This window comes from Ochrobactrum sp. BTU2 (assembly GCF_024539785.1).
Lineage (GTDB): Bacteria > Pseudomonadota > Alphaproteobacteria > Rhizobiales > Rhizobiaceae > Brucella > Brucella anthropi.
This window is the reverse complement of record NZ_JAHWRG010000003.1, coordinates 55,936-80,472: the sequence shown is the minus strand read 5'-3', so window position 1 is coordinate 80,472 and position 24,537 is coordinate 55,936. Positions and strand designations below refer to the sequence as shown.

Below are 24,537 nucleotides of genomic sequence, written 5' to 3'. Positions count from 1 at the left end.
CTTACTTCTCCAGAGAGATGGAAACAGGCGTCACAAGAGGAAGCTGGCCCTTCGATGGCAACGGGAAAGCACCTTCGGCCTTCACCTTCATGCCAATGAGTTCTTCGCGTGGCAGCTTGGACAATACGTCATCGTTGATGCGGGTGTTGAAAGCCTTGCCAAATTGCGCCCAGTCGATCTGATTGCGAAACTCGTTGAAGTTCACAAAGGACAGGCTGTCACGGATTGCGCTGCCGCGAACGGTCGGCCCGATCTGCACGCGTGCATCGGCCTTGCCATCGCCATTGCTGTCGACATCGACATAGGCGGCACGTGACTTTGTTTCAGCGGCGACCACTGCGCCTTCAAGCCTGGCTGCAAAGGTCCAGGGGGCATTGCCCTGCTTTTCGCGATGACCGTATTTCGCTCCGGCTGCATCCGCATCTGTGTTTGCTGCCTGCATCACTTCATCAAGCGTTGCGGTTTTCTCGGTAAAAAACGGCTTAACTTTTGAGTCCCAAATGTCGGCAACCGAACGATCGGGATTGAAATTATCGCCGCGTGCTTCTGCGGCTTCTTCTGCTGTCGGAGTCTTGATGATTTTGCAGCCCGAAAGCGCGACACCGCAGGCCAGCAGGATAATGGAAGCTGACTTCAGCACTGACATGAATTTATCCTCGGTATTAGGAGCATTTCGGGAGCGCTAACATTTGTCGGCGCTCCCGATGTCGCAAGCCTTGGGAGTTAGTCCTTCAAAGCGAAAGTTTCGAGCTTGTCTGCGTTGTCAGGATTGATGAGGACGCAGTCCATCAGCTGCTTTTCTTCAGCAGGGCCCTTACCGGTCTTGATGAATTCGTCAGCCTGAACGACAGCCATCTGTGCCTGAGCATAGGCTGGCTGAAGAACCGTTGCCTTGATGCCACCGGCCTTGATGGAGTCGCGGACATCGTTGGAGCCGTCGAAGCCGACAACGATGACGTCCTTGCGGCCTGCAGCTTCAAGCGCTGCCCAGGCACCCATGGCCATGGTGTCGTTGCCGGAAATCACACCCTTAATGTCGGGATTTGCCTGCAAAATGCTCTGCATCTTTGTGAAGGCTTCGGTCTGGCTCCAGTTGGCCGACTGCTGCGCAACCATCTTCATGTCTGGATATTCATCGATGACGTCGTGATAGCCCTTGGAGCGGGTGCCAGCATTGAGGTCGGATTCGCGACCGAGAAGCTCGACATAATTGCCTACTTCGCCCATCAGCTTGACGAATTCTTCCGCACCGAGCTGCGCGCCCTGATAGTTGTTGGAAACAATCTGCGACACTGCAACGCCTGAGGCATTGATTTCACGGTCGATCAGGAATGAAGGGACTTTGGCATCCTTGGCCTTCTGAACGGCGGCAATCGATGCTTCCGAGCCAGCATTGTCGAGAATGATTGCCTTTGCGCCACGACCGATTGCCGTATCGACAAGCTGTGACTGCTTGGTTGGATCGTCGTCATGCTGAAGGATCAGTGTTTCGTAGCCAAGTTCCTTGGCTTTGGCTTCAGCACCCACGGCTTCAGCTTTGTAGAATGGATTGTCGTGCGATGGTGTGATGATTGCGATCAGATCAGCGGCCCATGCTGGCATGACAACACCGCCTGCCAATGTTGCCGAGACGGCTGCAATCGCAAAACCGCGCGCAATTGTCCTGCGTGTAAACTTCATATTTTCCTCCCAAATCAAGCCCCGTTTCCCAAGAGGCGGTAAAAAGGGGAAGGCGCATTGCGCCCTCCCGGATAACGTCACGTAATGCGACGGATGCTTTCTGCGATTTCTTCCGGTTCGAAAACGTTCTTCCAGTCGTCGCGCATCAGCGCAGGAATGCCGAATTCGATTGCCTTGTTGCAGGCATCGGAGAATACGCCCTGGACTTCGCCAAAGATGACGGCGCCGAGAACATTCATGTGGCCGAGCAGGAAGTCGCGCGCTGCTTCTTCAGGAACGCCGCGACGAACGGTTTCATCCATGGCCTGCTTCATGACAACGAGAAGCGAAGCTGCAACGGTTTCCGAGAGGCCCGGCTCGAGAATTGCGAGCTGCTCAACAGTTACGCGATGCGAGCGCATCACTGGTGCCCAGATGACCTTGGCGATTTCTTCGCCCAGCGCATAAGCTTCTTCCGGTCCCTGCATCAGAGCCGAAACGATGTGCTGCTTTGCAAACAGACCGCCGAAGTGGTCCTTCTTTGCCTGCATATCCGTTTCGTCGTTGAAGATCGGCGGATGGCAAGGATGGGTCACGAAATAGGTGAGATCTGCGCGCTCTGGCAGATGACCGGCAAATGGTGCAGCTGCGTCGAGCGCAACAACCATCGTGCCCGGCTTCAGCTTGTCTACGATGCCTGCTGCGACCTTACCGATGATGGTATCCGGCACAGCCAGAATGACGACTTCCGCGCCTTCAAGACCCGCATCAACATCGATGGTATCTATGCCGAGGTCGTTCTTCAGGCGTGCCTTGCCTGCGTCGCTGACTTCGATGTGACGGACGTCAAAGCGCGAACCTTTGAGGTTCTTGGCCAGACGGTAGCCCATCTTGCCGCCCGCTCCGAACAAAGCGATAGCTGTCATGATTGTAGTTCCTTCCCAGACTTTTGGTAGCGTAACTGGTATAACCAGTCAATGAGTATTCCAGATTCAAGCGGTCAGGCCGTCGCGAATCTGACTGAAATAACCGTCAGAACCGACCTGACCGCCCTTGAGGGCAATCTGGAGGCCGTTGGTGGCGGCGTGAGCGCCGTGCGCCGTGCAAAGCGGCGACCCCGGTGTTTGTGGAAGTGGCAAAAGCGTGGTGAGTGCATCGACATGCAATTCACGCAATGCGTGGCTCGAAGTGTCGCCGCCTGCAATGACTGCGCGGGTAAGCCTTTCGCGCTCGACAAGGCTGCGGAGGATGAGGCCGAGGCTGCGGGCCAGCTTGTGGCGGCTGCCTGCAATCTTGTCGATTTCTGTACCTCGGTCAGCCGATGGACCAAGGGCGGTGTTGAGGATAACGCTGTTGCCCTGCTGGAGCGCCTTCTGGCCGTCAGCAATGGCAGCTTCGATTGCCTGATTGCCATTCTCACCCAGCAGATCGAGTGGGTTGAGATCAATGCCGGTAAAGCCTGATGCCGTCGCGTGACAAATTTGACGTTCTGTCGTCGGTGAGACGCTTCCTGAAACGACCGCAATGCGGTCGGCTTTGCCCGGAAGCGGAAACTCTTTTTTTGCACCGATCAGTCCGGCCTTGGCCCATGCGGCCAGAAGCGCATATTCAACACCCGACGAACCAGCAACAAACCAGCCGTCGCGGGAACGCAAACGCCAGAGCTGCTCGCCTGCCTGCAACTGGCTTTCGTGGCTGTCGACGTCAAGCAACAACATGCCGTCAGCATCTTTGACAATTGCGTTTATGCGATCATTTGCATCTGCGGCTGAAAGCGCTACGAGATCAGCAAGCACCGTTTTCAGTGCGGTCTGCTTTGCCAGATGCACGCGCAGGTCTGCTTCATGCATGGGCGTGACCGGATGGCGGCTCATGACGGGATGACGGTCGATACGATGGGTTTCGCCCTGATAGGCGGCAAAGAGATTGCCGAAAGATGTGTAACGCTTGAGCTGCGGCGCACCGACAATCAACGGCACATAGGCCTGATCGAAGATTGCTTTGCCGATTTCGACGGCCTTGCCAATATTGCCTACATGAGGTGCGGAATCGAATGTCGAGCAGACCTTGTAATGCGCAATCGCAGCATTCAGGCTTTTGAGCCACTTGAACGCTGGCGTGAGATTTTCCTGCATCCATTCCGGCGTTTCGCTGCGGCTGGTTCCAGCAAGACCGATAGCCTTGCAGTGCGAAAAGCGTGAAAGAAGCTCTTCATCCGGCACATTCATGAACAGCACAGTGTCGACGCCATTGGATGCCATGGCTTCCATAACATCGGTCGAGCCGGTCAGATCATCGCCGTAATAAGACAGCAGCGATTCGTTGGAAGCCTGTGACATTACTCGTCACCTTTCCCGAATTTCGCGAGCGAAGCTGCAAGTTCGGGGTGATCTGCGGCGTAAGTTTCAAGCGGAATACCCGCAACTGCTGCTTCCCATGCCTGCTGTACGGCGCGAACACCGGCAGCCGGGCCACCCGGATGGCTGACAATGCCGCCGCCGCACAGATAAAGCAGGTCCGTCGTGCGGCCCGTGCGCTCATAGGTTTCAGGTGCCTGTCCACCCCATTGCCCGGAACCGGCTACAGGAAGCGGACAATCGGACGGATCAAACAGGGGCGTGCTGACGGCCTTGAACGAATTGACGAAACTTTCGTCCGGCTCCCAATACTTCACGCGAATACCGTTGATCTGGAACTGATCGACACCGAGCAGACGCCAGAACTGCTGATAGACGCGGAAATCCATACCAGCGCCCGGATTGCGGGTCAGAATATCCCAGCCATTGCGATGGGCATGAAGCACGAGGCCCGAGCGCTTGCGCAGGAAGCTCATGCCGCCAAAGCCGACCGAGTTGATGTTGACCACAGCGCAATTGCCGCCAGCCTCGAGCACCATGTCATGATTGCGCATCATCTCGTCAGGATCAGCATGGGAGATGCCGAAGGCATACATGACCTTCTTGCCGGTCTTCTGTTCGTGATCGAGAATACGCGGCATGATCGCGGCGATGCGCTCTTTAAGCGGCGAGTAGGCCGGGCTCATCAGTTTTTCATCGTCCTTGATGAAATCGACGCCTGACTCAATGAGTTCACCGACGAGTTCTGCCGTCTCATGTGGACGCAGCCCGAGCGCGGGCTTGACGATGGTGCCGATGATCGGACGCTTTTCAACGCCTGTCAGACGACGGCTTCCGGCAATGCCGAACTGTGGGCCGGGATGCGCGTTTTTGAAGGCTTCCGGCAGCTTCATGTCGACAACGCGGATGCCTGTCATGCCCTTGATCGAATAGACGCCGCCAACGGCAATCGTCATCAGTGCTGCAAGATCGGTACCGATTGCATCGAGCGGAAAAGCAATATCGACATCGGCGCGCCTGATCGGGCTGTGTCCGGGCTCAAGCTCCGGCCATGCAGGCACCATTGCGTCTTCAAGCGGGCGAATCTCGAGCACACGTGCTGCAACCCGCGCCTTCAGTTCTTCCGTCTCACCCGGAACGGCGACGAAAGTGCCGGTCGACTGATCGCTCGCGATCTTGGCCGCCATCTGTTCGATGCCGCCGGTTGTCTCAATGCGATAGGTCAAGCAGATGTTCATCGGAATTGTCGTCACTCACGGTTTTCGTTGCGCCTGCAATAAGCGCATGGTGTTTGAGTGCAAACTGGTATAATGAGTATTCCAATATCTGCAAGCGGAAAATTGTTAACCGGTCGCGAGAGTGTGGGTAACGGCTTTCCTCAGAGCATTTGAAGATGCATAAGGGAGAAAAGCTCATGAGCAGTGAGACGCATGACCCAAGCAATTGAACCCATCATTCGCCGCAAACTATCCGACGAAGTTTTCGACCGGCTCGAAAACATGATTACTTCCGGTGAATTGACGCCGGGCGACGAGATGCCGTCCGAGCGCGTTCTGATGGAGCGATTTGGCGTTGGGCGGCCCGCGATCCGCGAGGCGATGCAGTCACTTGCCAAGATGGGGCTGGTCAGCATTTCGCATGGTGAGCGCGCCAAGGTTTTGAAGTTGACGGCAAAGTCGATCTTTCAGCAGGTGGATCCGACTGCGAAGATCATGATTGCGCAATCAATGGACACGCTGGAAGATTTGAAGAGCGCGCGAATTTTCTTCGAACGTGGTATTGTTCGCGAGATTGCACAGAAGACAACGGAAGATGATATCGCCGAGCTGCGGGAGATCATCGAACGGCAGCGGAAATCGCTCGGTGATGCAGAAGCATTCATCGCTGCCGATATGGAGTTTCATGTCCGGATAGCTAGAATTGCTGGCAATCCAATATTGGTCGCAGTAAGCGAAGCTATGCTGGCTTGGCTGAAAGAGTATCACACCCATATGCTTATCTGGACCGGCAAAGAGAAATATACCCTTGTTGAGCACGAGGAAATATTGGATTGCTTGTCGGCTAAGGATGCGGACCGCGCCGAGGCTGCCATGCTCCGACATCTTGAGCGGTCGCGCACGCTATACAAGAAAGAATAGAGCTTCTCGCCTGAAAGCTATTGTCGTTTCATCAGGCAGTAGACCAAAAGCGAGGAGGCGATGGCCACGATTGCAGAAACCAGAATTGCAACCGAGAAGCCGGCAGAATAACCTCGCATGGCAAGTTCGGTTGCGGCGATCCTCGCTGAAGGTGCGACCATACCAAGTGCGTTGGGCAAGTCGCCCGCGACTATCGCGTCAGCAAAATTTTCACGGCATGTCGGATCGTTGCAGCCCGCCTGCATTAAGTGAGTCCGGACAGCACTTGCAAGCACTCCGCTCAGGACCGCGAAGCCGAGCAGAATGCCGGTAAATCGGGCGGTTGTGCTGATGCCCGATGCCATCCCGGCACGGTCGCGTGCAACGGTACTCATGATCGCTTTTTGGGTTTCACCATTCAGCAAGCCGCCACCGCTCCCAATCAGAAACATACCGCACATAACGATAGACCAGGCGCCGGAATGTGCGCCGAAGCTTGTCACAAGACTACCGATACCCACGATCATGAGTCCAAAGGACAGAATTTCCCGTGACGACATTCTCTTTCCGAGAAAACGCCCGACATTGGGGAAGATCAGCATCGCGCTTGCAAATGGAAGCATGGCAAAACCAGCTTGCAATGGCGGCTGACCGAAGCCGTTTTGAAGGAATAGCGGCAGCATGGATGCCATCACCTGTGCACAGGCGGCATAAGCAAACATAGCCCAAACACCACCGATGAAACGAGGATTGCGGAACAGGCTGAGATCGAGCATCGGGCGCTGCTGGATATTCTCCGCAGCCAAGAAAATAGCGAGGCCGGCTAAGCCGCCGACAAATCCTGCAATCGCGGTTGAAGAGGTCCAGCCATGTGCCTGTCCGTTGATAAGTCCCCATGTGAGGCCGAACATTGTACTCGCAAATGCAACGATGCCGATTGGATCAACGCGCCGCGCATTTTCATCTTTTGAATCGGTGATGGAACGCAGCGTAGCCAGTGCCAACACAATGCCGGTAGGTATGTTTATGTAGAATGCCCAACGCCAGCCGAGACTATGGGCGATAAGGCCTCCGATAATCGGTGACAGCACCATGGTCAGGCCCATGATGCCGCCCCAGATTGACCATGCACGGTTACGTTCCTCATCGCGATGGAACGTATGGCCAATGATTGCGAGCGCAGGTGCGAGCTGGAAGGCGGCACTGGCGCCTTGCAACGCGCGAGCAAGGTAAAGTGAAGCGGCTGAATCTGCTACACCGCAAAGCCAGGATGAGAATGCGAACGCACCAATTCCAATCAGAAAAACAGTGCGACGTCCGAACCGGTCGGCTAGAGCGCCAGCCGGCAAGAGCAGCGACGCGAAGCAAAGGACATAAGTGCTGATGACCCACTCTACGTCAGCAAAACTTGCCGAAAATTCCCGTGCAATGGTCGGTAGGACCATCGCGACGACATTTGTGTCCAGCACGGTCATTGCGCAACCGGTCGAGGCTGTCAGCAAAATGAAAGTTGAATTGGTAACGCGCGGCGCGGATGCGAGAACAGTTGTCATTTGGTTGTCAATGCTGCTGCACCAGCTTTCGCAATCTGCTGGTCATGATCGGGTGTGTCGGCTGATACGCCAATGGCGCCAACAATTGTACCATTCACCGTGATTGGAACTCCTCCGCGCATGAGTACGAAACCTCGCGCCGTGATAGCGGCAGGGCGAGCCCCGTTGATAGCATCCTCGAGAGCGCCGCTTTCCCGACGGAAAAGCGCGGCTGTGCGAGCTTTGCCGGGCGCTAGCTCGACTCCAGCAGGTACTGACGCGTTGTCCATGCGTATCGTGAGGATCTGCAGACCTTCTGCATCGACGACTGAGATCACGCAGGGCCAGCCGTTCGCTGTCGCTTCTTTTTCGGCAGCAGCTACGACGGAGCGGGCAGCTTCAAGAGTAAGATAAGGCTTTGTCGGCAATTCGATTGCCAATGCCGGGAAGGCTGCGGCGAGGGTCATCGTTGCGGTCAACGAGGCGAGGATTGTGACAGAACGGGCGGACATTGGACTTCCTTCATTACGTTTGAGGTGCCAATAAACAGGATGTTTGAATTTCTTTCATTCGTGGCATTTTGAGATAATATTAGTTTTTACCTAATTATTGGAGCCACTCATGGAACTCAGGCATCTTCGTTATTTTTTGACACTCGCCGAGGAGCTTCATTTTTCAAGAGCGGCAGAACGGTTGAACATTGCGGCTCCGACGCTCACGGTTCAGATACAGGAAATCGAGCGGCGGCTCGGTACGAAACTTTTCTTCAGAACCAAACGCTCAGTCACAATCACTCCCGCGGGTGAGGTGTTTCTGAAGGAAGCGAGATTGGTGTTGGATCAATTCGATAAGGCGGAAAGTGTCGGCCGCAGAGCTGGACGAGGGGAGATCGGGCGGATCGAAATCGGCTATGTCGGCTCGGCGGCTTATGCCGGGGCCTTGCAGAAGCAAATCAGCCGTTTCTCGCATGATTGGCCTCAAGTGGAGCTTCATTCGCGCGAATTTCCGATGGAGGATCTACCGAAGCTCATTGAGGACGGGCATCTCGACATTGGCTTCGTCCGTATGCCGATGACGCTCCCACCGTCACTCAGCGCTCATGTTTTGCTACAAGACTATTTTTGTCTGGCGCTGCCCTCTGGCCATCGGCTTGCGGTTGCTGAGTTGGAGGATCAGCATGCTCTTCTTGCGGAAAGCCGGTTTATTCTGCCGGAACAGGAGGCGGGCACATATGAGGTCGCGAAACGAGGAGGCTTCACTCCGAGGATCATTGCAAAGCCGGGCGGTCTTCTTGCTGTTCTGACACAGGTATCGCTGGGTGCCGGTATATCGGTCATACCGGGCGTGGTGAGAAACGTCGTGCACATGCCCAATACGGTTTTCCTTCCAATAATCGGAAAGCCGATCATGTCGGAAGTGGTCGCCATTTTCAGAAGTAGGGAATACGCGGGCAGTGTCAAAAATTTCATCGACCAGTTATGCGCTTCGCCACCGATCCAGCTTGACTATAAGCGAAATGAACAAATGGTATGAAATATATTTCATATACTGAATTATATTGACAGTCGCGTTTCTTTGCGATTAGCTATCAATACTGGTCTTCGAGGAGGAGGGCCGGTCTTCATAAAGATCAACGGCGTTTTTGGGACGCTTTCCGCGCGTTTGGGAGGGGCTTCGGCCTCGAGGAGGACACTTGCGCAATTTTCTGAGCACGACCGCAATGGCGGTTCTTGCGGTAACGCTTCTGGCCGGTTCCGCAACGGCAGCCGAGACCGAGAATCCGTTCCGCTGTAAACCGGGCGAAAAATATGTGATGAACGTCATGGTTTCTGGCGTTGAATACTGGTTTCCCGTCTATGAAATGTTCAAGCAGGCTGGCCAGCAGTTCGGCTGCGAGACGGAATATACTGGCACACCGGAATATGACGTGAACAAGCAGATCGCCACGTTCGATCAGGCGTTGGCGCAGAATCCAGCTGGTATTCTTGTTCATCCGATGAACTCTGACCCGTTCATCGAACCCATCAACCGGGCGATCGATCAGGGTACGGCGGTCGTCACATTCGCAGCAGATTCTCCGCTGTCGAAGCGCGTGTCCTTCATCACTTCCGACAACACCCGCGAAGGCACCTATGCGGCTGATGCCATCGCCCAGAAAATGGGTGGCAAGGGCGAGTATGCTGTTCTTGAAAATCCGGGGCAGGATAATCACGACAAGCGCATTGCGGCTTTCATCGCCCGCATGGAAGAGAAGTGGCCTGACATGAAGCTGGTTGGTCGTGCTGCTTCCAATCAGGACCCGACGAAAGCGTATCAGGGGCTGTCGAGCCTCATTCAGGCCAATCCGAACCTCGGTGCGGTTTTCATGCCGGAGGCCAACTCCGCAATTGGGGCTGCGCAGGCGAACAAAGAAGCTGGTGGCAAGGTTCTCGTCATGTGTGCCGACGTCAACGCCAACATCCTCGACATGATCAAGGCTGGTGAAGTCTTCGGTTCGATCAATCCGAACCAGGGCATGCAGGGCTATATGGGCTTCATGCTGCTGTGGCTTGCCAAGCATCCGGAACTGATCGACCCGATGAATGACGCCAAGCGTTCCGGCTTCAACCCGATGAGCATTCCCGTTGTCGATAATGGCCTCTCGATTGTGACCGCAGAAAACGCGGACGACTTCTATTGGGACAAATATCTGAAGCGTCGCGGTACTAAGGGCATTGAGGAATAGGCTCCGTTCAAGAAGCCATCCGCGCCCTGTGGTGCGGATGGTTGGAATGAAGAGGGAGGAAAAAGATGGCTGAACCGGTGCTGACCATCCACGGGGTAACCAAGCATTTCGGAGCGGTGAAGGCGCTGACGCAAGTGGATTTCACGCTTGAACGTGGTGAGGTCCATGCGCTCTGTGGCGAGAACGGTGCTGGTAAATCGACGCTGATGAGCATCATCGCTGGCGTTTTGCAGCCGACCGAGGGAGAAATACGCATCGACGGGAAGATGGTTCACATTGCTTCTCCCGCCGTGGCGCAATCGCTCGGTATCGGTCTGGTGCATCAGGAAATAGCGCTTTGCCCGGATGCCACAGTCGCTGAAAACATGTTTATGGCGACGACCAATCGTCGTCGTTCGCCTTTCATGAATTACCGCGCGCTGGAACGTGATGCACAGATCGTGATGAACCGCTTGGCGGCTATCGATGTTCGGCAAAAGGTCGCCAACTTGCCGATTTCCAGCCAGCAGCTCGTGGAGATCGCCAAAGCGCTGACACTCGATTGCCGTGTGTTGATTCTGGATGAACCGACGGCTGCGCTCACCGAAACGGAGGCACAGCAGCTCTTTTCGATCATCCGTGATCTCAAGGCAAACGGTATTTCCATCATCTATATCAGTCACCGCATGGCCGAGATTTTCAACCTCTGCGACCGGGTGACGGTTTTCCGCGATGGTCGTTATGTATGCACCGATCGCATTGCAGATGTGAAACCCGACGATGTGGTGCGTCGGATGGTGGGTCGCGAGATCACGCAGCTCTATCCCGATAAGCTTGGATCGCAGGAGGCGCCGGGTGAAGTCATTCTTGAAGTTGGTGATATTGGCGATGGGTTGCGTTTCACAGATGTAAGCTTCTCTCTGCATAAAGGTGAAATTCTTGGTGTCGGTGGCCTCATCGGATCGGGGCGAACGGAGATTGCCGAAGGTATCTGCGGCCTTCGCCCACGTACCGCAGGAACAGTTCGCCTCCATGGCAAGACCCAGAAGATCAATTCATATTCCGATGCCGCCAAGGCCGGCATTGTTTATCTTTCAGAAGACCGCAAAGGTTCTGGCGTATTCCTGGAGATGTCCATCGCGCGGAATATTTCCGTGCTGGACCTGAAATCGCTGACCAATGCCGCCGGACTTCTGAACGGTCGAGCCGAGGCCGCACTTGCGGAGGACTTCGCGAAACGGCTCTCCGTGCGCATGGGTGGCATCGAGGCGCCGGTGAAATCACTTTCAGGCGGCAATCAGCAGAAAGTGGCAATCGCCAAGCAACTGGCCGTGAAGCCTAAAGTCATTTTGATGGATGAACCGACACGGGGCATCGATGTTGGCGCGAAGGCGGAAATTCATCGCCTGCTGCGGGAGCTTGCGCGCGCCGGTATCGGCATCATCGTCATCTCATCGGAAATGCCGGAACTGCTTGGTCTTTCAGACCGCGTGCTGGTGGTCCGGGAGGGGCGCATTGCGGGAGAGCTTTCAGCGGATGCCATGTCGGAAGAGGCAGTGATCCTTCTTGCTTCAGGTGTTGGCGCGGAACGGGCATCGCATCATGCCGCATGAAAAGAAAATGGGAGAGGGTGAAATGGCAATCGACACAATGGCAGCGGCTGCGCCAAAAAAATCGTCGATAAGGCGCATAGGAACCATGCGTGAAGCCGGTTTGATTGCGATCATTCTGGCATTGGCCGTGGTGATGAGTTTTGCGTCGCCGCATTTTCTGACGCTCGGCAATTTTCGTGCGATGTTGATGAGCTTCTCGGTGGAAGGCATCGTCGTGGTGGGGATGACGATCCTGTTGATTGTCGGGGGCATCGACCTTTCGGTCGGCTCGGTGGTCTGTTTTTCCATGGTCCTTTCCGGCGCACTCTTTCTGGCCGGGCTCGATCCATGGACGGCTTCGCTTGTCGGTATCGCGACGAGCGCAGCCATCGGCGGTATTATGGGTTTCTTTGTAACCGTCGTTGGCCTCAACCATTTCATCACGTCGCTGGCAGCCATGGTAATTGTGCGCGGTCTTTGCCTTATCATCACCAAAGGAACGCCGCTGTCGCTTTTCACGCTGCCGCCAAGCTTTAAAGCGGTGGGGCAGGGCACATTCTATGGCATCCCCTATGTCATTTTGATTTTCGTCGCCGTCGTCATTCTGTTCGACTTCCTGCTCCGTCGTGCCACGGCCTTTCGCAAGGTGTTCTATACCGGCAGCAATGAGAAAGCGGCGCTCTATTCAGGCATAAAGACGAACCAGGTCAAATTCTGGGTTACGGTGTTGTGCTCGACGCTCGCCGGTGTTGCAGGCGTCATTTATATGTCCCGCTTCGGTGCTGCTACGCCTACTTTTGGTGTTGGCATGGAGCTGAATATTATCGCTGCGGCAGTCATCGGCGGTGCATCGCTCAGCGGTGGTTCAGGTACTATCCTTGGCGCTATTCTCGGCATGGCTCTGCTTTCGCTGGTCACATCCTCGCTGATCCTTCTCAATGTTTCGGTGTACTGGCAGGACATGATCAAGGGCTGCATTCTTCTTGCCGCCGTTTCCATCGACCATTTCCTGCACAAGAGGAAGGCGTCCTGATATGTCCGTTGCCAAACTGAAACCGAGAACAATAGCGCCGCGTGAGGAAATCGTCATTGCCCGCCAGATGCATCAGGCGCTCGTCCTGCATTTTCTGGAAGGGCTGACACAGGCGCAGATTGCGGACCAGCTCGGGATTTCTCACGCAACTGTAAACCGGCTCATCAAACGCGGCCGCCAGCTTGGCCTTGTAGAAATCAAGATCAAGTCGCCGGTCGAGCCTCTTATCGATCTGGAAGAACGATTGCTGGCGCTTGGTGGCATTAGCCGCGCCATCGTTGTGCCGACCGCATCCGACAACCCGCAAACGGCTTTGCTGGCGGTGGGGGAAGCCGCTGCCCGCCTGCTTCTTGAAGAAATCGCCGATGGCGACACAATCTGCATCACCGGCGGCAAAGGTGTCAGCGCCGTTGTCGCAGGCATTCAGGCACCGCGCAACTTCAATGTAGAGGTCATTCCGGCGACGGGTTGTGTGCAGGGAAAGCACTATACCGATGTCAATCACGTCTCGACGTTGATGGCCGAAAAGCTCGGCGGACACTCATATCAGATACATGCGCCTTTGTTTGCAGATGACGCCGGACAACGTGCGATGCTGATGAACATGCGCTCCGTAGCGGAAGTATTCCAGCGGGCACGGGAAGCCAAAATTGCAGTTGTCGGCATCGGGTCCATCGTCAGCACGGATTCGACCTATTACGACCTGCACCCTTCTTCGAGCGGAGATCGCACTGCTATCGAACATTCCGGTGCCAGTGCGGAACTTCTCGCCCATCTGCTCGATGTGGAGGGACGGATTTGCGACTATAGCCTCAACCGTGCGCTGGTCTCGCTAACGCTGGATGAGTTTGCGCATATCCCGACGAAGATCGGTGTAGCAAGCGGATTGAACAAGGCCGAGTCTATCCTGAGTGTTCTCCGCGGCAATCATCTCGATACGCTTGTCACCGACGAAGCGACTGGCGCCCGCATTCTCGAACTTGCATCCCAAGAAGGATATTCCGCATGAGCGGCGAACAGTTGATCCGCGAAATCGGGCGTTCCGGCGTCAGGGCGTCCGCAGTCGGTCTCGGTACATGGGCTATAGGCGGCTGGATGTGGGGCGGAACGGATGAAGCCCAATCCATCGCAGCAATCCAGGCATCGCTGGACGCTGGCGTGACACTGATTGATACGGCGCCAGCCTACGGCCTCGGACGCTCCGAGGAAATAGTCGGTAAGGCGATTGCCGGGCGTCGTGACAAGGCGGTGATCGCGACCAAATGCGGCCTCGTCTGGCACACCCAGAAAGGGCAGCACTTCTTCGATCAGGATGGAAACCCAGTTCATCGCTATCTGGGGCGGGATGCGATCATCCACGAGGTAGAAGAAAGCCTGCGTCGTCTCGGTACTGATTATATCGATCTTTACATCACCCATTGGCAGGACCCGACGACGCCAATCGAAGAGACTGTAGCGGCGCTTGAGGAACTGAAACAGGCTGGTAAAATCCGGGCTGTTGGTGCCAGCAACCTCAACCGACCGGAACTGGAACAATATATCCAGACTGGCGCGCTCGATGCGATCCAGGAGCGGTTCAGCATGATCGATCGGGAGATCGAGCAAGACTTGCTGCCGCTTACCACTGCAAACAACGTATCGACGTTGAGCTATTCCTCACTCGCGCTTGGTCTTCTGTCAGGCATGATCGGGCCGGAACGTGTGTTTTCCGGGGACGATCAACGCAAGGACAATCCACGCTTTTCCGTTGCCAACCGACAGAAGGCAAAGGATTTCGCGACGACAATACAGCCGGTCGCTGATCGCCATAACGCGACGATCGCCCAGATCGTGATTGCTTGGACGCTGGCGCAGCAGGGGGTGACCTTCGCACTTTGCGGGGCGAGAAATCCGGCGCAGGCTCTCGACAATGCGCAGGCAGGAAGGCTCCGGCTTTTGTCCGATGATCTTGCGGCTATAGACACGGCCATTTCGGCACAACTGGTTAACATGGACGGATAACGGACGGCCATCATGAACCGTAAAGAAGTATTGGACGGGCTCCGCCAGAGCCCGAAGGTGGACGTTTGTGTCGTCGGTGGCGGCATCAACGGGCTCAGCGTTTTTCGCGAGCTTGCGCTGCAGGGCGTGAACGTGCTGCTGGTCGAGCAGTCCGATTATTGTTCGGGTGCCAGCGCGGCGCTTTCGCGGATGGTTCACGGCGGTTTGCGTTATCTGGAGAATGGCGAATTCAGCCTCGTGAAGGAATCCCTTGTCGAGCGTGACAGGCTGCTGCGCAATGCTCCCCATTATGTGGCACCACTACCGACAACTGTTCCGATCTTCGATACGTTCTCGGGACTAGGCAATGGGATCGTGCGCTTTCTGGGGCTTACCCGTCGTCCAAGCCGGCGTGGTGCAATCGCTGTCAAGACGGGTCTGAGCATCTACGATTTCCTGACGCGCAAACGGGCATTGATGCCGAAGCACCGTTTTCGCAGCCGCAAGACGACGCTTGCGAAATGGCCTTCGCTTAATCCCGCAATACGCAGTTCCGCGACCTATTTCGACGCCTGGGTCAGCCATCCCGAGCGGATCGGGATCGAGCTTCTTCGCGACGGTCTTTCAGCTGGACCGAATGCCAGGGCGCTGAACTATGCGGCAATTTGTGAAAGTGGCGGTGGTGATTTCCAGTTATTCGACGGTATTTCCAGCGAAACACTCTCTATCCAGCCGCGGCTGGTCATCAACGCGACGGGCGGCTGGATCGATATCGCGAATGGCACACTGTTTCCGAAAGAGGCACTACCTGCCCCGCTGATGGGAGGCACCAAAGGTTCGCATCTCATTGTAGATAATCCTGCTCTCAGTGACAGTCTTGATGGGCACATGATCTATTACGAGAACGAGGACGGGCGCATCTGCATCCTGTTTCCCTATCTCGACAAAGTTCTCGTCGGCTCGACCGATATCCGCGTCGATGACCCTGGCGTGGTTCGCTGCGAGACAGATGAACGGAACTATATCCTGCAATCGCTCACCTTCGTCCTACCGGAGATCAAAATACATCCCGACCAAATTGTCTTTCAGTTCGCAGGTGTGCGCCCGCTGCCAGTTAGCAATGACAGTTTTACGGGGCGTATCCCACGCGACCATTTCTGCACGGTGCTCGAAGGGCAGAACGGGCGTCCGCCGGTCCTCTGCATGATCGGTGGAAAATGGACGACTTTCCGCTCGTTTGGCGAAATGGCTGCCGACATGGTGCTAAAGCGATTGGGTCTGTCACGACGGATCGACACGGCGGAACGCGCAATAGGCGGCGGACGTTCATTTCCGAAAGACAGCAAAAGCTGGATCGGAAAACTGGCTGTCGCCACCGGGCTGCCTGCGGATCGCCTTGAAATCCTCTTTGAACGCTATGGCACCGATGCCGCCGAAATAGCCCGCTTCATTGCCACAGGGGCGGATCACGTCTTGCCCAATACCGACTACAGCACGCGGGAGCTCCTGTATCTCATCCGCACAGAGGCGGTCGAGCGTCTCGATGACTTGCTTTTGCGGCGCACGACATTGGCGATTTCCGGCGAACTATCTCTCGCCATGACCGAGGCTGTGCTTGATTTGCTGGCGACGGAGAAAAGCTGGTCACCAAAGTACAAAAAAGCAGAGCTGACGCGATTTCTAACCCTCATGCGCGAGCGCCACGGCGTCGCCGAAGAAACCCTTTCCGCAAGGAACGAACAAAGGAGTGAATTATGCGAGAAAACCGCAAAGTCCGGATGAACCGGCTGTTCGGCAACGGTCGCTGTCTGGATGTGGCTGTTGACCATGGCGTGTGCAATGAGCCCTCTTTTCTCGACGGCTTGGAGAATATGCCAGCTGTCATCAAGGCATTGATCGACGCTAAGCCTGATGCAATTCAGATGAACTATGGTCAGGCCGATCTGCTGCAGGATATTCCCGGCAAGGATAAGCCAGCGCTGGTTATGCGCCTCGATATGGGCAATCCCTATAACCGCATTCGCCATCGCGACATGTGGGCTGTGCTGCAGAACGAGGCCGATCCGCTGATCGGAGCGCTGCAGATGGATGCGGCCTGCGTGGTGGTGAACCTCTTCATGCTGCCGGACGAGCCAGACCTCTTTCGTCAATGCGTGCAGAACATTTCCCGCGTCCGGGCAGATTGCGAAAAATACGGTATGCCGCTGATGATCGAACCGCTCGTCATGCAGCCAGTCACAGAGCGCGGCGGCTACATGGTCGATGGTGACGCCGACAAGATCGTGACGCTTACGCGGCTTGCCCGCGAAATGGGAGCCGACATCATCAAGGCAGACCCGACAACAAATGCAGAGGATTTCCATCGTGTCGTAGAGACGGCGCGCTGTCCGGTGCTGGTGCGTGGCGGCGGTAAGGAAGATCTCTCCGCCGTTTTTGCAAAATCTGCAGCCTTGATGCAGCAAGGTGCAATGGGCATGGTCTATGGACGCAACATATATCAGCATGCCAATCCAAGCGCCGTGGTGCGCGGGTTGATGGCGATTATTCATAAGAATGCGAGCGGCGAGGAGGCCTACTCGCTTTATCAGCAGGGCTGAGTTACTGGATTGGTTGGACCTTGGGAGGGGTTCTTCATGCAAAAATATCTGTTGGGGCTCGATGCGGGCAACACTGTCATCAAGGCGGTGGTTTTTGATCTTTCGGGACGGGAGCTCGCCCATGCAGGTGAAGAAGGACGTAGCCGCATGCCGCATCCCGGTCACGTCGAGCGTGACCTTGGCGAGCTCTGGTCCAACGCCAAGAGGGTTATTCGGGCTTGCCTCGATAAGGCGGGGATAGCGGCGAGTGATATTGCCGCTATAGGCTGTGCCGGACACGGCAACGGGCTCTACGCGCTCGACCGGGAGGGAGATCCTCTCATAGGCATCCAGTCGCTCGACACCCGCGCGACCGGTCTCGTTGAAGAGTGGACGGCAAAAGGGGTGGGCGCAAAGACCTATCCGATAGCACGCCAGCGTCCATGGCCCTCCCAAACCCCGACGCTGCTTGCCTGGCTGAAGCGCTACCAGCCTGAACTGTTTGACCAGATTGGCACGGTATTTTTCTCCAAGGACTTCGTGGTCAATCGCTTGACGGGCAAACGTTTCAGCGAAGTTTCCGACATGTCGGGGGCAGGCTTGCTCGATCTTGCAACGCGCCGTTACGACAGTGCTTTGATGGAAGCTTACGGTTTGGGCGACTGTATGGATATCCTGCCACCGCTCATCGAAAGCGACAATATTGCAGGTAATGTAACCGAGGCTGTGGCGCGGGAGACCGGGCTTGCGGCGGGTACACCCGTTGTTGGAGGTCTCTTCGATGTCGTAGCTTCGGCGCTAGGTTCTGGTGTCTCACGCACAGGAAGTGCATCGATCATTGCGGGTACGTGGAGCATCAACCAGATTATTGTCGACGGCCCTGATCTCAAGGGGCCGGTCTTCATGACCTCTACTTTTGATCGCAGCCGTTACATGGCGATGGAAAACAGCGCTACCTCTGCGGCGAATCTTGAATGGCTGGTGCGGGAATTTTTCGAAGGAGACCATCATGCTGATGTCTCGCCATTTGATGTTTGTTGCAGTCTCGCCGCAGCCATCGAACCTGCAAGTGATGATCCGCTTTACCACCCTTATCTCTACGGAGCGCAGCAGAACGGCCACGCCCGCGCAGGGTTTTACGGTATCGCGGGCTGGCATACGAAGGGGCATCTGATACGCGCTTTGCTTGAAGGCGTTGCCTTCGGTCATCGCCAGCATGTGGAAACCATCCGAAAAGCAGGCGCGACCTTCGAGGAGGCTGTGCTTTCCGGTGGCGGCTCACGCAGCCGTTTATGGCCCCAGATATTTGCCGATGTACTCGGCGTGCCAGTTTCTGTTGCCGTCTCACGAGAAACAGGCGCACTTGGCGCAGCCATTGCGGCGGGGACCGGTGTTGGGCTGTTCTTCGATTTCACAGAAGGTGCCAATGCCATGGTGCGCGCCGATCGGCATTACAAGCCGAACGCCGCGCTGGATGGACACTATAATCGCCGTTACGCGCTTTATGGAGACATCACAGCTGCAATGACGCCTCTATGGCGCCAGATACAGGCTAAACCGGTACAAAGCGTCCAGTTAGCGGAGACCGTTTAGTCAATCGTGAGTCATCAGGTGGGAATTGCCCAAGCTGCTTTACCCACCTCTTGGCTCGCCGAAACTGGTATAAATATCCGCTCTCGTCTGCGGCACAGCGGAAATGCCGCGTTTGCGTTTTGAAGCCACGGTCTGGTTAATCTGGACGGTGCCTCTCTCAAATGCCAGTGAACATCCCGCAAGATAGAGCAACCAGAGACGCGCTTTTGGATAACCGATTTCGGCAACGGCCTTGTCGAAATTGGAATAAAGTCGTTCGCACCATAACCGGCAGGTGCGGCCATAATGTTCGCGCAGATTTTCGACGTCGTGGACTTCGAACCCGTGTCCTTCGAGGTTTTCTATCGTCATTCCAAGATGATCGAGTTCCCCACCGGGGAAAATATACTTCACAAGCGCCTTATGCTCTGCACTTTTGCGGTTGAAGGATTTCTTGTCCTTCTTCATGCGCCGTGTGATTGCGTGGTGCATGTAAAGCCCACCGGGGCGCAGAAGCCGGTTCACGGCATTGAAATAGCTGTCGTAATTGGCGATACCAACATGCTCGAACATTCCAACAGACGAAATTTTGTCGAACTGCCCGTCAAGCTCTGCATAGGATTTGACGTGGATGGTGATCCTGTCTTCGAGACCTGCCTGCTTGATCCTCTCTCGGGCAAGTGCCGTTTGTGCCTCCGACAATGAAACGCCGGTTCCGATGACGCCAAAGTTTTGCACTGCATAGATCAGGAGGGCACCCCAACCGCAACCGATATCCAGAAGACGGTCACCTGGTTTCAATCGTAGTTTTCGGCAGATGAGTTCCAGCTTGTCCTTCTGGGCCTGATCGATATCATTGGCCCAGTCCGTGAAGTAGCCGCATGTGTAAACCATTCGCTCATCGAGGAATAAGCGATAGAACTCGTTGGACACATCGTAATGATGGGTAATTGCCTCCTTGCTCGACCCACTGACGAAAGGCTCCTTGCCGTCAAGAACCTCGCGCGCATCGGTTTTGCCAGCGAGCAGAAGAGCCGGAAGATCCTTGAGTAGTTGCCATTTTGGCAGCTCTTTCAGCCTGTTCTTCACACTTCCATCGGTTTTGGCATTTGCGAGGTCGAAGATCGTACCATTGCTGATATCCACACGACCGGATGTCCAGATATCGATCAGAGAATCATAGTTGGGCTTGAGGAGAAGCTGTCGAACGATTGTCGGATCGTTGATTACCAATGATGGGCCATCGAATGCACCGATGCGCGTGCCGTCCCATAACTCCACATTGAACTGTGGGCGCAGTGTTTCAACAACTGTCCGAATAATGCGAACGGACCTGGTTTCAACCGTCATGCCATGCCTCTCTATTGAGGTTTCAGAAGATAATCTTCCCGCGCTGACCCTAACCGAAGGCATCTGCGATTGCAGTCATAAAATCGTGACAGTTACTGCTATGCCTTCAACAGGAACAGCACCTGATATGCAGGATTGCTTGCGCGTTGCGTTTCGGTCAAAACAACGCCGTTGATTTACGATTCAGGAAAAGGAGCAGCCGATGGGTAAACGTTCGAATACAACTCGATGGCTTGTAATATTCTCGGCCATATCTTGTATTCTGAGTTTTCCAGCGGACTTGCACGCGCAACAGGCAGCAGGTGCTGAGGTGTCGGCAGGGACTGAAGAGACATCGCATCATTCTGCACCGGCAACCGACACCTTTGGTCAGACCCAGTTCGTTCTGAGTGGCGATCCCGTTGTCCCCCCGCGCGATTATGCCAAAGGGTTGGAGATACCAAATCCTGATGAGTATGATCCTATCGCGTCCGGCACGATTTTTGACATCGTTTATTTGGGCGTCGCCGATGGCAGAATGCGTTTCGAGATTCGCGGTTATACCGCGACTGATCTGCAAAACCCGGATACGGGACAAACAGTCGATTTTCCGGTCGAGCAACAATCTATCGAAATCAGGAATATCCGAATTGACGTGGAGGCTGCTGAGTCGGGAAGCCTGACTTACAAGGCAAACAGATTTTCTGAAACTTCAGGAAATTAGTTCTCTGATGTATCCCAACCTGGGTAGACGCCCGAACGTATGTTGCCCCAGGTCGGATCAATGTCGTGGTACTCGTGATAAAGTCTGATAATCACGGCAGTCACAAGGAAAACTGCGCATAAAGCCAGTATGATTTTAAAGAATAAGTCCGGCTTCAAGCTCTGCCTCGCCCATTGCTAAATGTAGCCCTCAGCGTTTTATATCCGTGCAGATCAATGTTTTCCGTTAACGGGTGCTGTCGAACGAAAGTTTCGTTCAATGCGGCATTGTTGAGAAGTGCCTGCTATATTGAATTGTGAAACGATAGAAATGGCGGGTAACAGCTTGCGATTCGACGAGCCGAAATTTTTGCGCATTGAACCACGTGAAGAGGCAAACGGCATGGAATTTCCCCGTGATATTGAAGATGCGGCCAGAAATTTGTGGCTCGAAGTCTCAGAAACGAACGAAAAAGTTGCACCCATTGATATAATTGCACTTGCTATCCTGAGGGAGAGGCAGCGATGTGCGACAATTGCGCTTTGCGTATTTGATGATGAAGAATGGTCGGATGAATACCGCATGGCAGGTGGATTGGCTGCGGATGCAATACTTGCAGGCAATAGCAATATTTCAGATTAAGCGGTGGCATCGCACGTGAAGCCTGTCGCATAAAGAAACGGAATGAAATGGTATTCGAACGTTTAGGGGCAGGGATTGCTGGCCTGCTGTCAATGACTTTGGTTGGATGCACGACATCGCCGCAGAATTATGCGTCCTCGCTTTCAATTCAGGATCCCAAATGGCAGTCGCCGCAGTGCGAAGAAATTCGTGCCGAGGCCGCGAATTATGAGGCGAGAGAAAAGAAGGTTTCCGACCTGGCTCCCGGACTTCTCATCGGCCCGTATGGGCTGGGTATAGCGGCGGCAATAAAGGAGAATGACGAGAAGCGGCGAAAAGTGTTCGTTCGCGAGATGCACCTGCGCTGCTCAAGTTTGCCTCTTCCGAGAGAGCTCGAAAATACACAAAACGAAACGAACCAATCAAAACCAGCTGATACATTTCGATAGTTTGCGTACTTCTTCGCATAATTCCGATCCGCAATAGCGACGTCAACAGCGAGTTAATGAAGATGCCCGAATTTGTACCTGTCATCGCGTTGCATGGCGGCGCTGGGACCATTCTTAAAGCCAATATGACGCCAGAGAAGGAAGCAGCCTATCATGCCGGCCTGCGGGAATGCCTGCAGGCTGGACTGGATGTTTTGCGTAAAGGCGGCAAAGCACTCGATGCCGTGACGGCATCTGTGATTGCCCTGGAAGAAAATCCGCTTTTCAACGCCGGGCATGGAGCCGTTTTCACGACGGATGAAACGCATGAGATGGATGCGGCTATCATGGATGGTGCAACGCGCGCATGCGGTGCCATCTCCGGAATTTGCGGGCCACGCAATCCTGTTCTGGCGGCACGTGCAGTCATGGAGCAGACCGAACACGTATTTTTCGCAGGCGAAGGGGCAAAGCGATTTTGCGAAGCTGCCGGTCTGGAAATGATGGCGCCGGAATGGTTCTCGACGGAACAGCGTCGCAAGGCCTTGCACGACGAAATGGCACGTCGTCGCAGTGGTGCCGCCGACGATGGCGATCCTGCCCGCAAACACGGCACTGTCGGAGCAGTTGCACTGGATCGTTTCGGTCATCTGGCGGCAGCTACATCCACGGGCGGCATGACCGCCAAGACACCGGGACGCGTTGGTGACAGCCCGGTCATCGGTGCTGGAACCTGGGCGGATGACGAGACGGTAGCGCTTTCCGCCACAGGTCACGGAGAATATTTCATTCGCTGGGCGGTGGGTCACGAAGTGGATGCACGGATGCGCTGGGCAGGGCAATCGCTCAATGAGGCGGCTGGCGCGGTTGTCCGCGAGCTGGGTGAAATCGGTGGCTCTGGCGGTCTTGTTGCGGTGGATCGCAAAGGCAATGTCAGCCTGCCGTTCAACAGCCCAGGCATGTATCGTGCATGGTGCGGTTTGGACGGGGAGATAAATACGGGTATATATAGATAGGGTCGAAGCGCTCGCCTGTTTTTAACAGGGCTTGTTCAACAAGCGTCAGCTTCTCTATTCCAAGTTGGAATGGCAAGTCTAAAATTGCATTGGCCAAAGCCTAAATTTGCTGCCTATAAATTTCAAATAACAAAATTGACAGTCAAGGGAGATTACTCCTCGGCTTTTCTTCAAGCTTCTGAAAAAGCAAGAAGATTGGCTTCGGGTAACGATGACTGGTGCGCCTTTCAAACGAGCGCGAAAATGGGGAAATGAATGACGGAAGCCAAGCGCGTTCTGGAGGGGAAGATTTACCCTTCTGACGAAAAGGCGCAGCTATTCAACAATATGGAGCCGCAAAGCGGTGCCAGTGGAGCGGCAAGTCTTGCGCAACCAGTGCAGGAGTTTCGCTTGCCGGTCAGTGACCTGCATGAACTTTCCGTTTTGGAATATGGCAATCCAAAAGGGATCCCAGCTGTCTTTCTACATGGCGGTCCCGGTGCGGGTGTCTCGGCCAAGCAGATTGCCAGTTTCGATCTCAACACTTATCGTGTCATTACCTTCGATCAACGCGGTGCGGGCCGTTCCACCCCTATCGCGGAAATTGCTGAAAACACCACACAGCATCTGATCGCGGACATGGAGACCCTGCGCAAAAAACTGGGTATCAAGCGCTGGCTTGTGGCCGGAGGCTCTTGGGGATCATGTCTTTCGCTTGCCTATGGAATAGTGCATCCGCAGCACTGTCTCGGGTTTCGGCTGCACGGAATATTTCTGGGCGGGCAGGAGGATGTTGACTGGTGGTTCCATGGCTGCCGTGCCATTTTCCCGGATCACTGGCAGGAATTCGCCGAATTCGTACAGGAAAGTGAGCGCGCCGACCTGCTCGCCGCCTACTATACGCGGCTAACGTCTGGTGATCCGGTACAAGAGCAGGCGGCGGCCCAGAGCCTGCGCGGATTTTCGGCGCGCACGCAGACCTTCGAACCGGACACGAACCACGTCTCCGAACTTCTGAAGCCGGAAGCGGCCTTGGCCGTATCACGCATTTTTACCCACTATTGCATCAACCGCGCTTTCTTGCCGGAGAATTATCTCATCGGGAGTATTGATCGTATTCGTCACCTGCCGGCCGAAATTGTGCAGGCGCGATACGATACGGTGACGCCGATGATGACGGCCTGGAAACTCAAGGAAGCCTGGCCGGAGGCCGGATTCACCGTCGTCACACTTGCCAATCACCAGTCGACGATCGGCCCAATGGCCGATGCGCTGGCAGCTGCATCTGCCCGGCTGGCGCGGCAGTTGGTGTAACCCAGTTCATCAATGTTTGGAATTG

23 protein-coding genes are annotated in these 24,537 nt (G+C 55.1%); 15 read left to right on the top strand and 8 right to left on the bottom strand.

Features of this window, described 5'->3' with window-relative positions; all coding sequences use genetic code 11:
* Window position 1: 1 nt before the first annotated feature.
* The 5 genes from KWJ32_RS09440 to oiaX all read right to left on the bottom strand — a co-directional run bounded on the left by KWJ32_RS09440 (window position 2) and on the right by oiaX (window position 5,254).
* Window positions 2–646 (bottom strand): DUF2291 family protein, encoded by a 645-nt coding sequence (locus KWJ32_RS09440; protein WP_011982777.1) that lies wholly within the window; start codon window positions 644–646, stop codon window positions 2–4.
* A 77-nt stretch (window positions 647–723) separates the two neighbouring features.
* Complete coding sequence (locus KWJ32_RS09435) at window positions 724–1,680, bottom strand: D-ribose ABC transporter substrate-binding protein (RefSeq protein ID WP_011982778.1); 957 nt, start codon at window positions 1,678–1,680, stop codon at window positions 724–726.
* Between the two features lie 77 nt (window positions 1,681–1,757).
* Entirely contained in the window at window positions 1,758–2,585 is an 828-nt protein-coding gene (locus tag KWJ32_RS09430) for a phosphogluconate dehydrogenase C-terminal domain-containing protein (RefSeq protein WP_011982779.1), read from the bottom strand.
* 66 nt (window positions 2,586–2,651) lie between these two features.
* The gene (locus KWJ32_RS09425; protein ID WP_011982780.1) at window positions 2,652–3,998 is read right to left on the bottom strand and encodes a four-carbon acid sugar kinase family protein; all 1,347 of its coding nucleotides are present in this window, start codon (window positions 3,996–3,998) and stop codon (window positions 2,652–2,654) included.
* Window positions 3,998–5,254: a 3-oxo-isoapionate-4-phosphate decarboxylase OiaX gene (gene oiaX, locus KWJ32_RS09420; protein ID WP_011982781.1), complete on the bottom strand. Its 1,257-nt coding sequence runs from the start codon at window positions 5,252–5,254 to the stop codon at window positions 3,998–4,000. Before oiaX ends, KWJ32_RS09425 begins: the two co-directional genes overlap by 1 nt.
* Before the next feature lie 192 nt (window positions 5,255–5,446).
* On the opposite strand from oiaX, the gene KWJ32_RS09415 reads away from it, so the two are divergent.
* A complete protein-coding gene (locus tag KWJ32_RS09415) occupies window positions 5,447–6,154 on the top strand; it encodes a transcriptional regulator NanR (protein WP_012092514.1) in 708 nt (235 codons plus the stop codon).
* 17 nt (window positions 6,155–6,171) lie between these two features.
* Here KWJ32_RS09415 and KWJ32_RS09410 read toward each other — a convergent pair whose 3' ends face one another.
* Entirely contained in the window at window positions 6,172–7,686 is a 1,515-nt protein-coding gene (locus tag KWJ32_RS09410; RefSeq protein ID WP_012092515.1) for an MFS transporter, read from the bottom strand.
* Window positions 7,683–8,177, bottom strand: coding sequence for a heme-binding protein (locus KWJ32_RS09405; protein WP_012092516.1), 495 nt, complete (start codon window positions 8,175–8,177; stop codon window positions 7,683–7,685). The genes KWJ32_RS09410 and KWJ32_RS09405 overlap by 4 nt, the downstream gene beginning before the upstream one ends.
* A 109-nt stretch (window positions 8,178–8,286) precedes the next feature.
* On the opposite strand from KWJ32_RS09405, the gene KWJ32_RS09400 reads away from it, so the two are divergent.
* The 9 genes from KWJ32_RS09400 (at window position 8,287) to KWJ32_RS09360 (ending at window position 19,143) form a co-directional block, all read left to right on the top strand.
* Complete coding sequence (locus KWJ32_RS09400; RefSeq protein ID WP_012092517.1) at window positions 8,287–9,198, top strand: LysR substrate-binding domain-containing protein; 912 nt, start codon at window positions 8,287–8,289, stop codon at window positions 9,196–9,198.
* Between the two features lie 160 nt (window positions 9,199–9,358).
* Window positions 9,359–10,390 carry a substrate-binding domain-containing protein gene (locus tag KWJ32_RS09395; RefSeq protein ID WP_012092518.1) on the top strand — a complete coding sequence of 344 codons (1,032 nt, stop codon included), beginning with the start codon at window positions 9,359–9,361 and terminating at the stop codon, window positions 10,388–10,390.
* A 65-nt stretch (window positions 10,391–10,455) separates the two neighbouring features.
* Complete coding sequence (locus tag KWJ32_RS09390; RefSeq protein ID WP_012092519.1) at window positions 10,456–11,982, top strand: sugar ABC transporter ATP-binding protein; 1,527 nt, start codon at window positions 10,456–10,458, stop codon at window positions 11,980–11,982.
* A gap of 22 nt (window positions 11,983–12,004) precedes the next feature.
* Complete coding sequence (locus KWJ32_RS09385; protein WP_012092520.1) at window positions 12,005–12,994, top strand: ABC transporter permease; 990 nt, start codon at window positions 12,005–12,007, stop codon at window positions 12,992–12,994.
* 1 nt (window position 12,995) lies between these two features.
* The gene (locus KWJ32_RS09380; RefSeq protein WP_012092521.1) at window positions 12,996–14,003 is read left to right on the top strand and encodes a sugar-binding transcriptional regulator; all 1,008 of its coding nucleotides are present in this window, start codon (window positions 12,996–12,998) and stop codon (window positions 14,001–14,003) included.
* Entirely contained in the window at window positions 14,000–14,995 is a 996-nt protein-coding gene (locus KWJ32_RS09375) for an aldo/keto reductase (RefSeq protein ID WP_012092522.1), read from the top strand. The genes KWJ32_RS09380 and KWJ32_RS09375 overlap by 4 nt, the downstream gene beginning before the upstream one ends.
* Window positions 14,996–15,007: 12 nt before the next feature.
* Window positions 15,008–16,756 (top strand): glycerol-3-phosphate dehydrogenase/oxidase, encoded by a 1,749-nt coding sequence (locus KWJ32_RS09370; RefSeq protein ID WP_012092523.1) that lies wholly within the window; start codon window positions 15,008–15,010, stop codon window positions 16,754–16,756.
* Entirely contained in the window at window positions 16,729–17,571 is an 843-nt protein-coding gene (locus KWJ32_RS09365) for a class I fructose-bisphosphate aldolase (protein WP_012092524.1), read from the top strand. Before KWJ32_RS09370 ends, KWJ32_RS09365 begins: the two co-directional genes overlap by 28 nt.
* Before the next feature lie 36 nt (window positions 17,572–17,607).
* The gene (locus KWJ32_RS09360) at window positions 17,608–19,143 is read left to right on the top strand and encodes an FGGY-family carbohydrate kinase (RefSeq protein ID WP_012092525.1); all 1,536 of its coding nucleotides are present in this window, start codon (window positions 17,608–17,610) and stop codon (window positions 19,141–19,143) included.
* Window positions 19,144–19,182: 39 nt separating this feature from the next.
* Here the strand turns inward: KWJ32_RS09360 and KWJ32_RS09355 are convergent, their stop codons facing one another.
* Window positions 19,183–20,472 carry a cyclopropane-fatty-acyl-phospholipid synthase family protein gene (locus KWJ32_RS09355; protein WP_012092526.1) on the bottom strand — a complete coding sequence of 430 codons (1,290 nt, stop codon included), beginning with the start codon at window positions 20,470–20,472 and terminating at the stop codon, window positions 19,183–19,185.
* Between the two features lie 202 nt (window positions 20,473–20,674).
* Between KWJ32_RS09355 and KWJ32_RS09350 the strand changes: the two genes are divergently transcribed.
* The 5 genes from KWJ32_RS09350 to pip all read left to right on the top strand — a co-directional run bounded on the left by KWJ32_RS09350 (window position 20,675) and on the right by pip (window position 24,512).
* Window positions 20,675–21,175, top strand: coding sequence for a hypothetical protein (locus KWJ32_RS09350; protein WP_012092527.1), 501 nt, complete (start codon window positions 20,675–20,677; stop codon window positions 21,173–21,175).
* Window positions 21,176–21,484: 309 nt separating this feature from the next.
* Window positions 21,485–21,796 (top strand): hypothetical protein, encoded by a 312-nt coding sequence (locus KWJ32_RS09345; RefSeq protein WP_231771515.1) that lies wholly within the window; start codon window positions 21,485–21,487, stop codon window positions 21,794–21,796.
* 47 nt (window positions 21,797–21,843) lie between these two features.
* The gene (locus KWJ32_RS09340) at window positions 21,844–22,224 is read left to right on the top strand and encodes a hypothetical protein (RefSeq protein ID WP_010661047.1); all 381 of its coding nucleotides are present in this window, start codon (window positions 21,844–21,846) and stop codon (window positions 22,222–22,224) included.
* Window positions 22,225–22,286: 62 nt separating this feature from the next.
* Window positions 22,287–23,219, top strand: coding sequence for an isoaspartyl peptidase/L-asparaginase (locus tag KWJ32_RS09335; RefSeq protein WP_040128753.1), 933 nt, complete (start codon window positions 22,287–22,289; stop codon window positions 23,217–23,219).
* 255 nt (window positions 23,220–23,474) lie between these two features.
* The gene (gene pip, locus KWJ32_RS09330) at window positions 23,475–24,512 is read left to right on the top strand and encodes a prolyl aminopeptidase (RefSeq protein WP_012092530.1); all 1,038 of its coding nucleotides are present in this window, start codon (window positions 23,475–23,477) and stop codon (window positions 24,510–24,512) included.
* Window positions 24,513–24,537: the final 25 nt, after the last annotated feature.

Coding starts and splice junctions, on each gene's coding strand:
- KWJ32_RS09375 (WP_012092522.1), top strand. CDS start 14,000: ATGAGCGGCGAACAGTTGATCCGCGAAATCGGGCGTTCCGGCGTCAGG.
- KWJ32_RS09345 (WP_231771515.1), top strand. CDS start 21,485: ATGGCGGGTAACAGCTTGCGATTCGACGAGCCGAAATTTTTGCGCATT.
- KWJ32_RS09350 (WP_012092527.1), top strand. CDS start 20,675: ATGGGTAAACGTTCGAATACAACTCGATGGCTTGTAATATTCTCGGCC.
- KWJ32_RS09415 (WP_012092514.1), top strand. CDS start 5,447: ATGACCCAAGCAATTGAACCCATCATTCGCCGCAAACTATCCGACGAA.
- KWJ32_RS09370 (WP_012092523.1), top strand. CDS start 15,008: ATGAACCGTAAAGAAGTATTGGACGGGCTCCGCCAGAGCCCGAAGGTG.
- KWJ32_RS09380 (WP_012092521.1), top strand. CDS start 12,996: ATGTCCGTTGCCAAACTGAAACCGAGAACAATAGCGCCGCGTGAGGAA.
- KWJ32_RS09425 (WP_011982780.1), bottom strand. CDS start 3,998: ATGTCACAGGCTTCCAACGAATCGCTGCTGTCTTATTACGGCGATGAT.
- KWJ32_RS09335 (WP_040128753.1), top strand. CDS start 22,287: ATGCCCGAATTTGTACCTGTCATCGCGTTGCATGGCGGCGCTGGGACC.
- KWJ32_RS09355 (WP_012092526.1), bottom strand. CDS start 20,472: ATGACGGTTGAAACCAGGTCCGTTCGCATTATTCGGACAGTTGTTGAA.
- KWJ32_RS09405 (WP_012092516.1), bottom strand. CDS start 8,177: ATGTCCGCCCGTTCTGTCACAATCCTCGCCTCGTTGACCGCAACGATG.
- KWJ32_RS09360 (WP_012092525.1), top strand. CDS start 17,608: ATGCAAAAATATCTGTTGGGGCTCGATGCGGGCAACACTGTCATCAAG.
- KWJ32_RS09385 (WP_012092520.1), top strand. CDS start 12,005: ATGGCAATCGACACAATGGCAGCGGCTGCGCCAAAAAAATCGTCGATA.
- KWJ32_RS09440 (WP_011982777.1), bottom strand. CDS start 646: ATGTCAGTGCTGAAGTCAGCTTCCATTATCCTGCTGGCCTGCGGTGTC.
- KWJ32_RS09410 (WP_012092515.1), bottom strand. CDS start 7,686: ATGACAACTGTTCTCGCATCCGCGCCGCGCGTTACCAATTCAACTTTC.
- KWJ32_RS09365 (WP_012092524.1), top strand. CDS start 16,729: ATGCGAGAAAACCGCAAAGTCCGGATGAACCGGCTGTTCGGCAACGGT.
- pip (WP_012092530.1), top strand. CDS start 23,475: ATGACGGAAGCCAAGCGCGTTCTGGAGGGGAAGATTTACCCTTCTGAC.
- KWJ32_RS09435 (WP_011982778.1), bottom strand. CDS start 1,680: ATGAAGTTTACACGCAGGACAATTGCGCGCGGTTTTGCGATTGCAGCC.
- KWJ32_RS09430 (WP_011982779.1), bottom strand. CDS start 2,585: ATGACAGCTATCGCTTTGTTCGGAGCGGGCGGCAAGATGGGCTACCGT.
- oiaX (WP_011982781.1), bottom strand. CDS start 5,254: ATGAACATCTGCTTGACCTATCGCATTGAGACAACCGGCGGCATCGAA.
- KWJ32_RS09400 (WP_012092517.1), top strand. CDS start 8,287: ATGGAACTCAGGCATCTTCGTTATTTTTTGACACTCGCCGAGGAGCTT.
- KWJ32_RS09390 (WP_012092519.1), top strand. CDS start 10,456: ATGGCTGAACCGGTGCTGACCATCCACGGGGTAACCAAGCATTTCGGA.
- KWJ32_RS09340 (WP_010661047.1), top strand. CDS start 21,844: ATGGTATTCGAACGTTTAGGGGCAGGGATTGCTGGCCTGCTGTCAATG.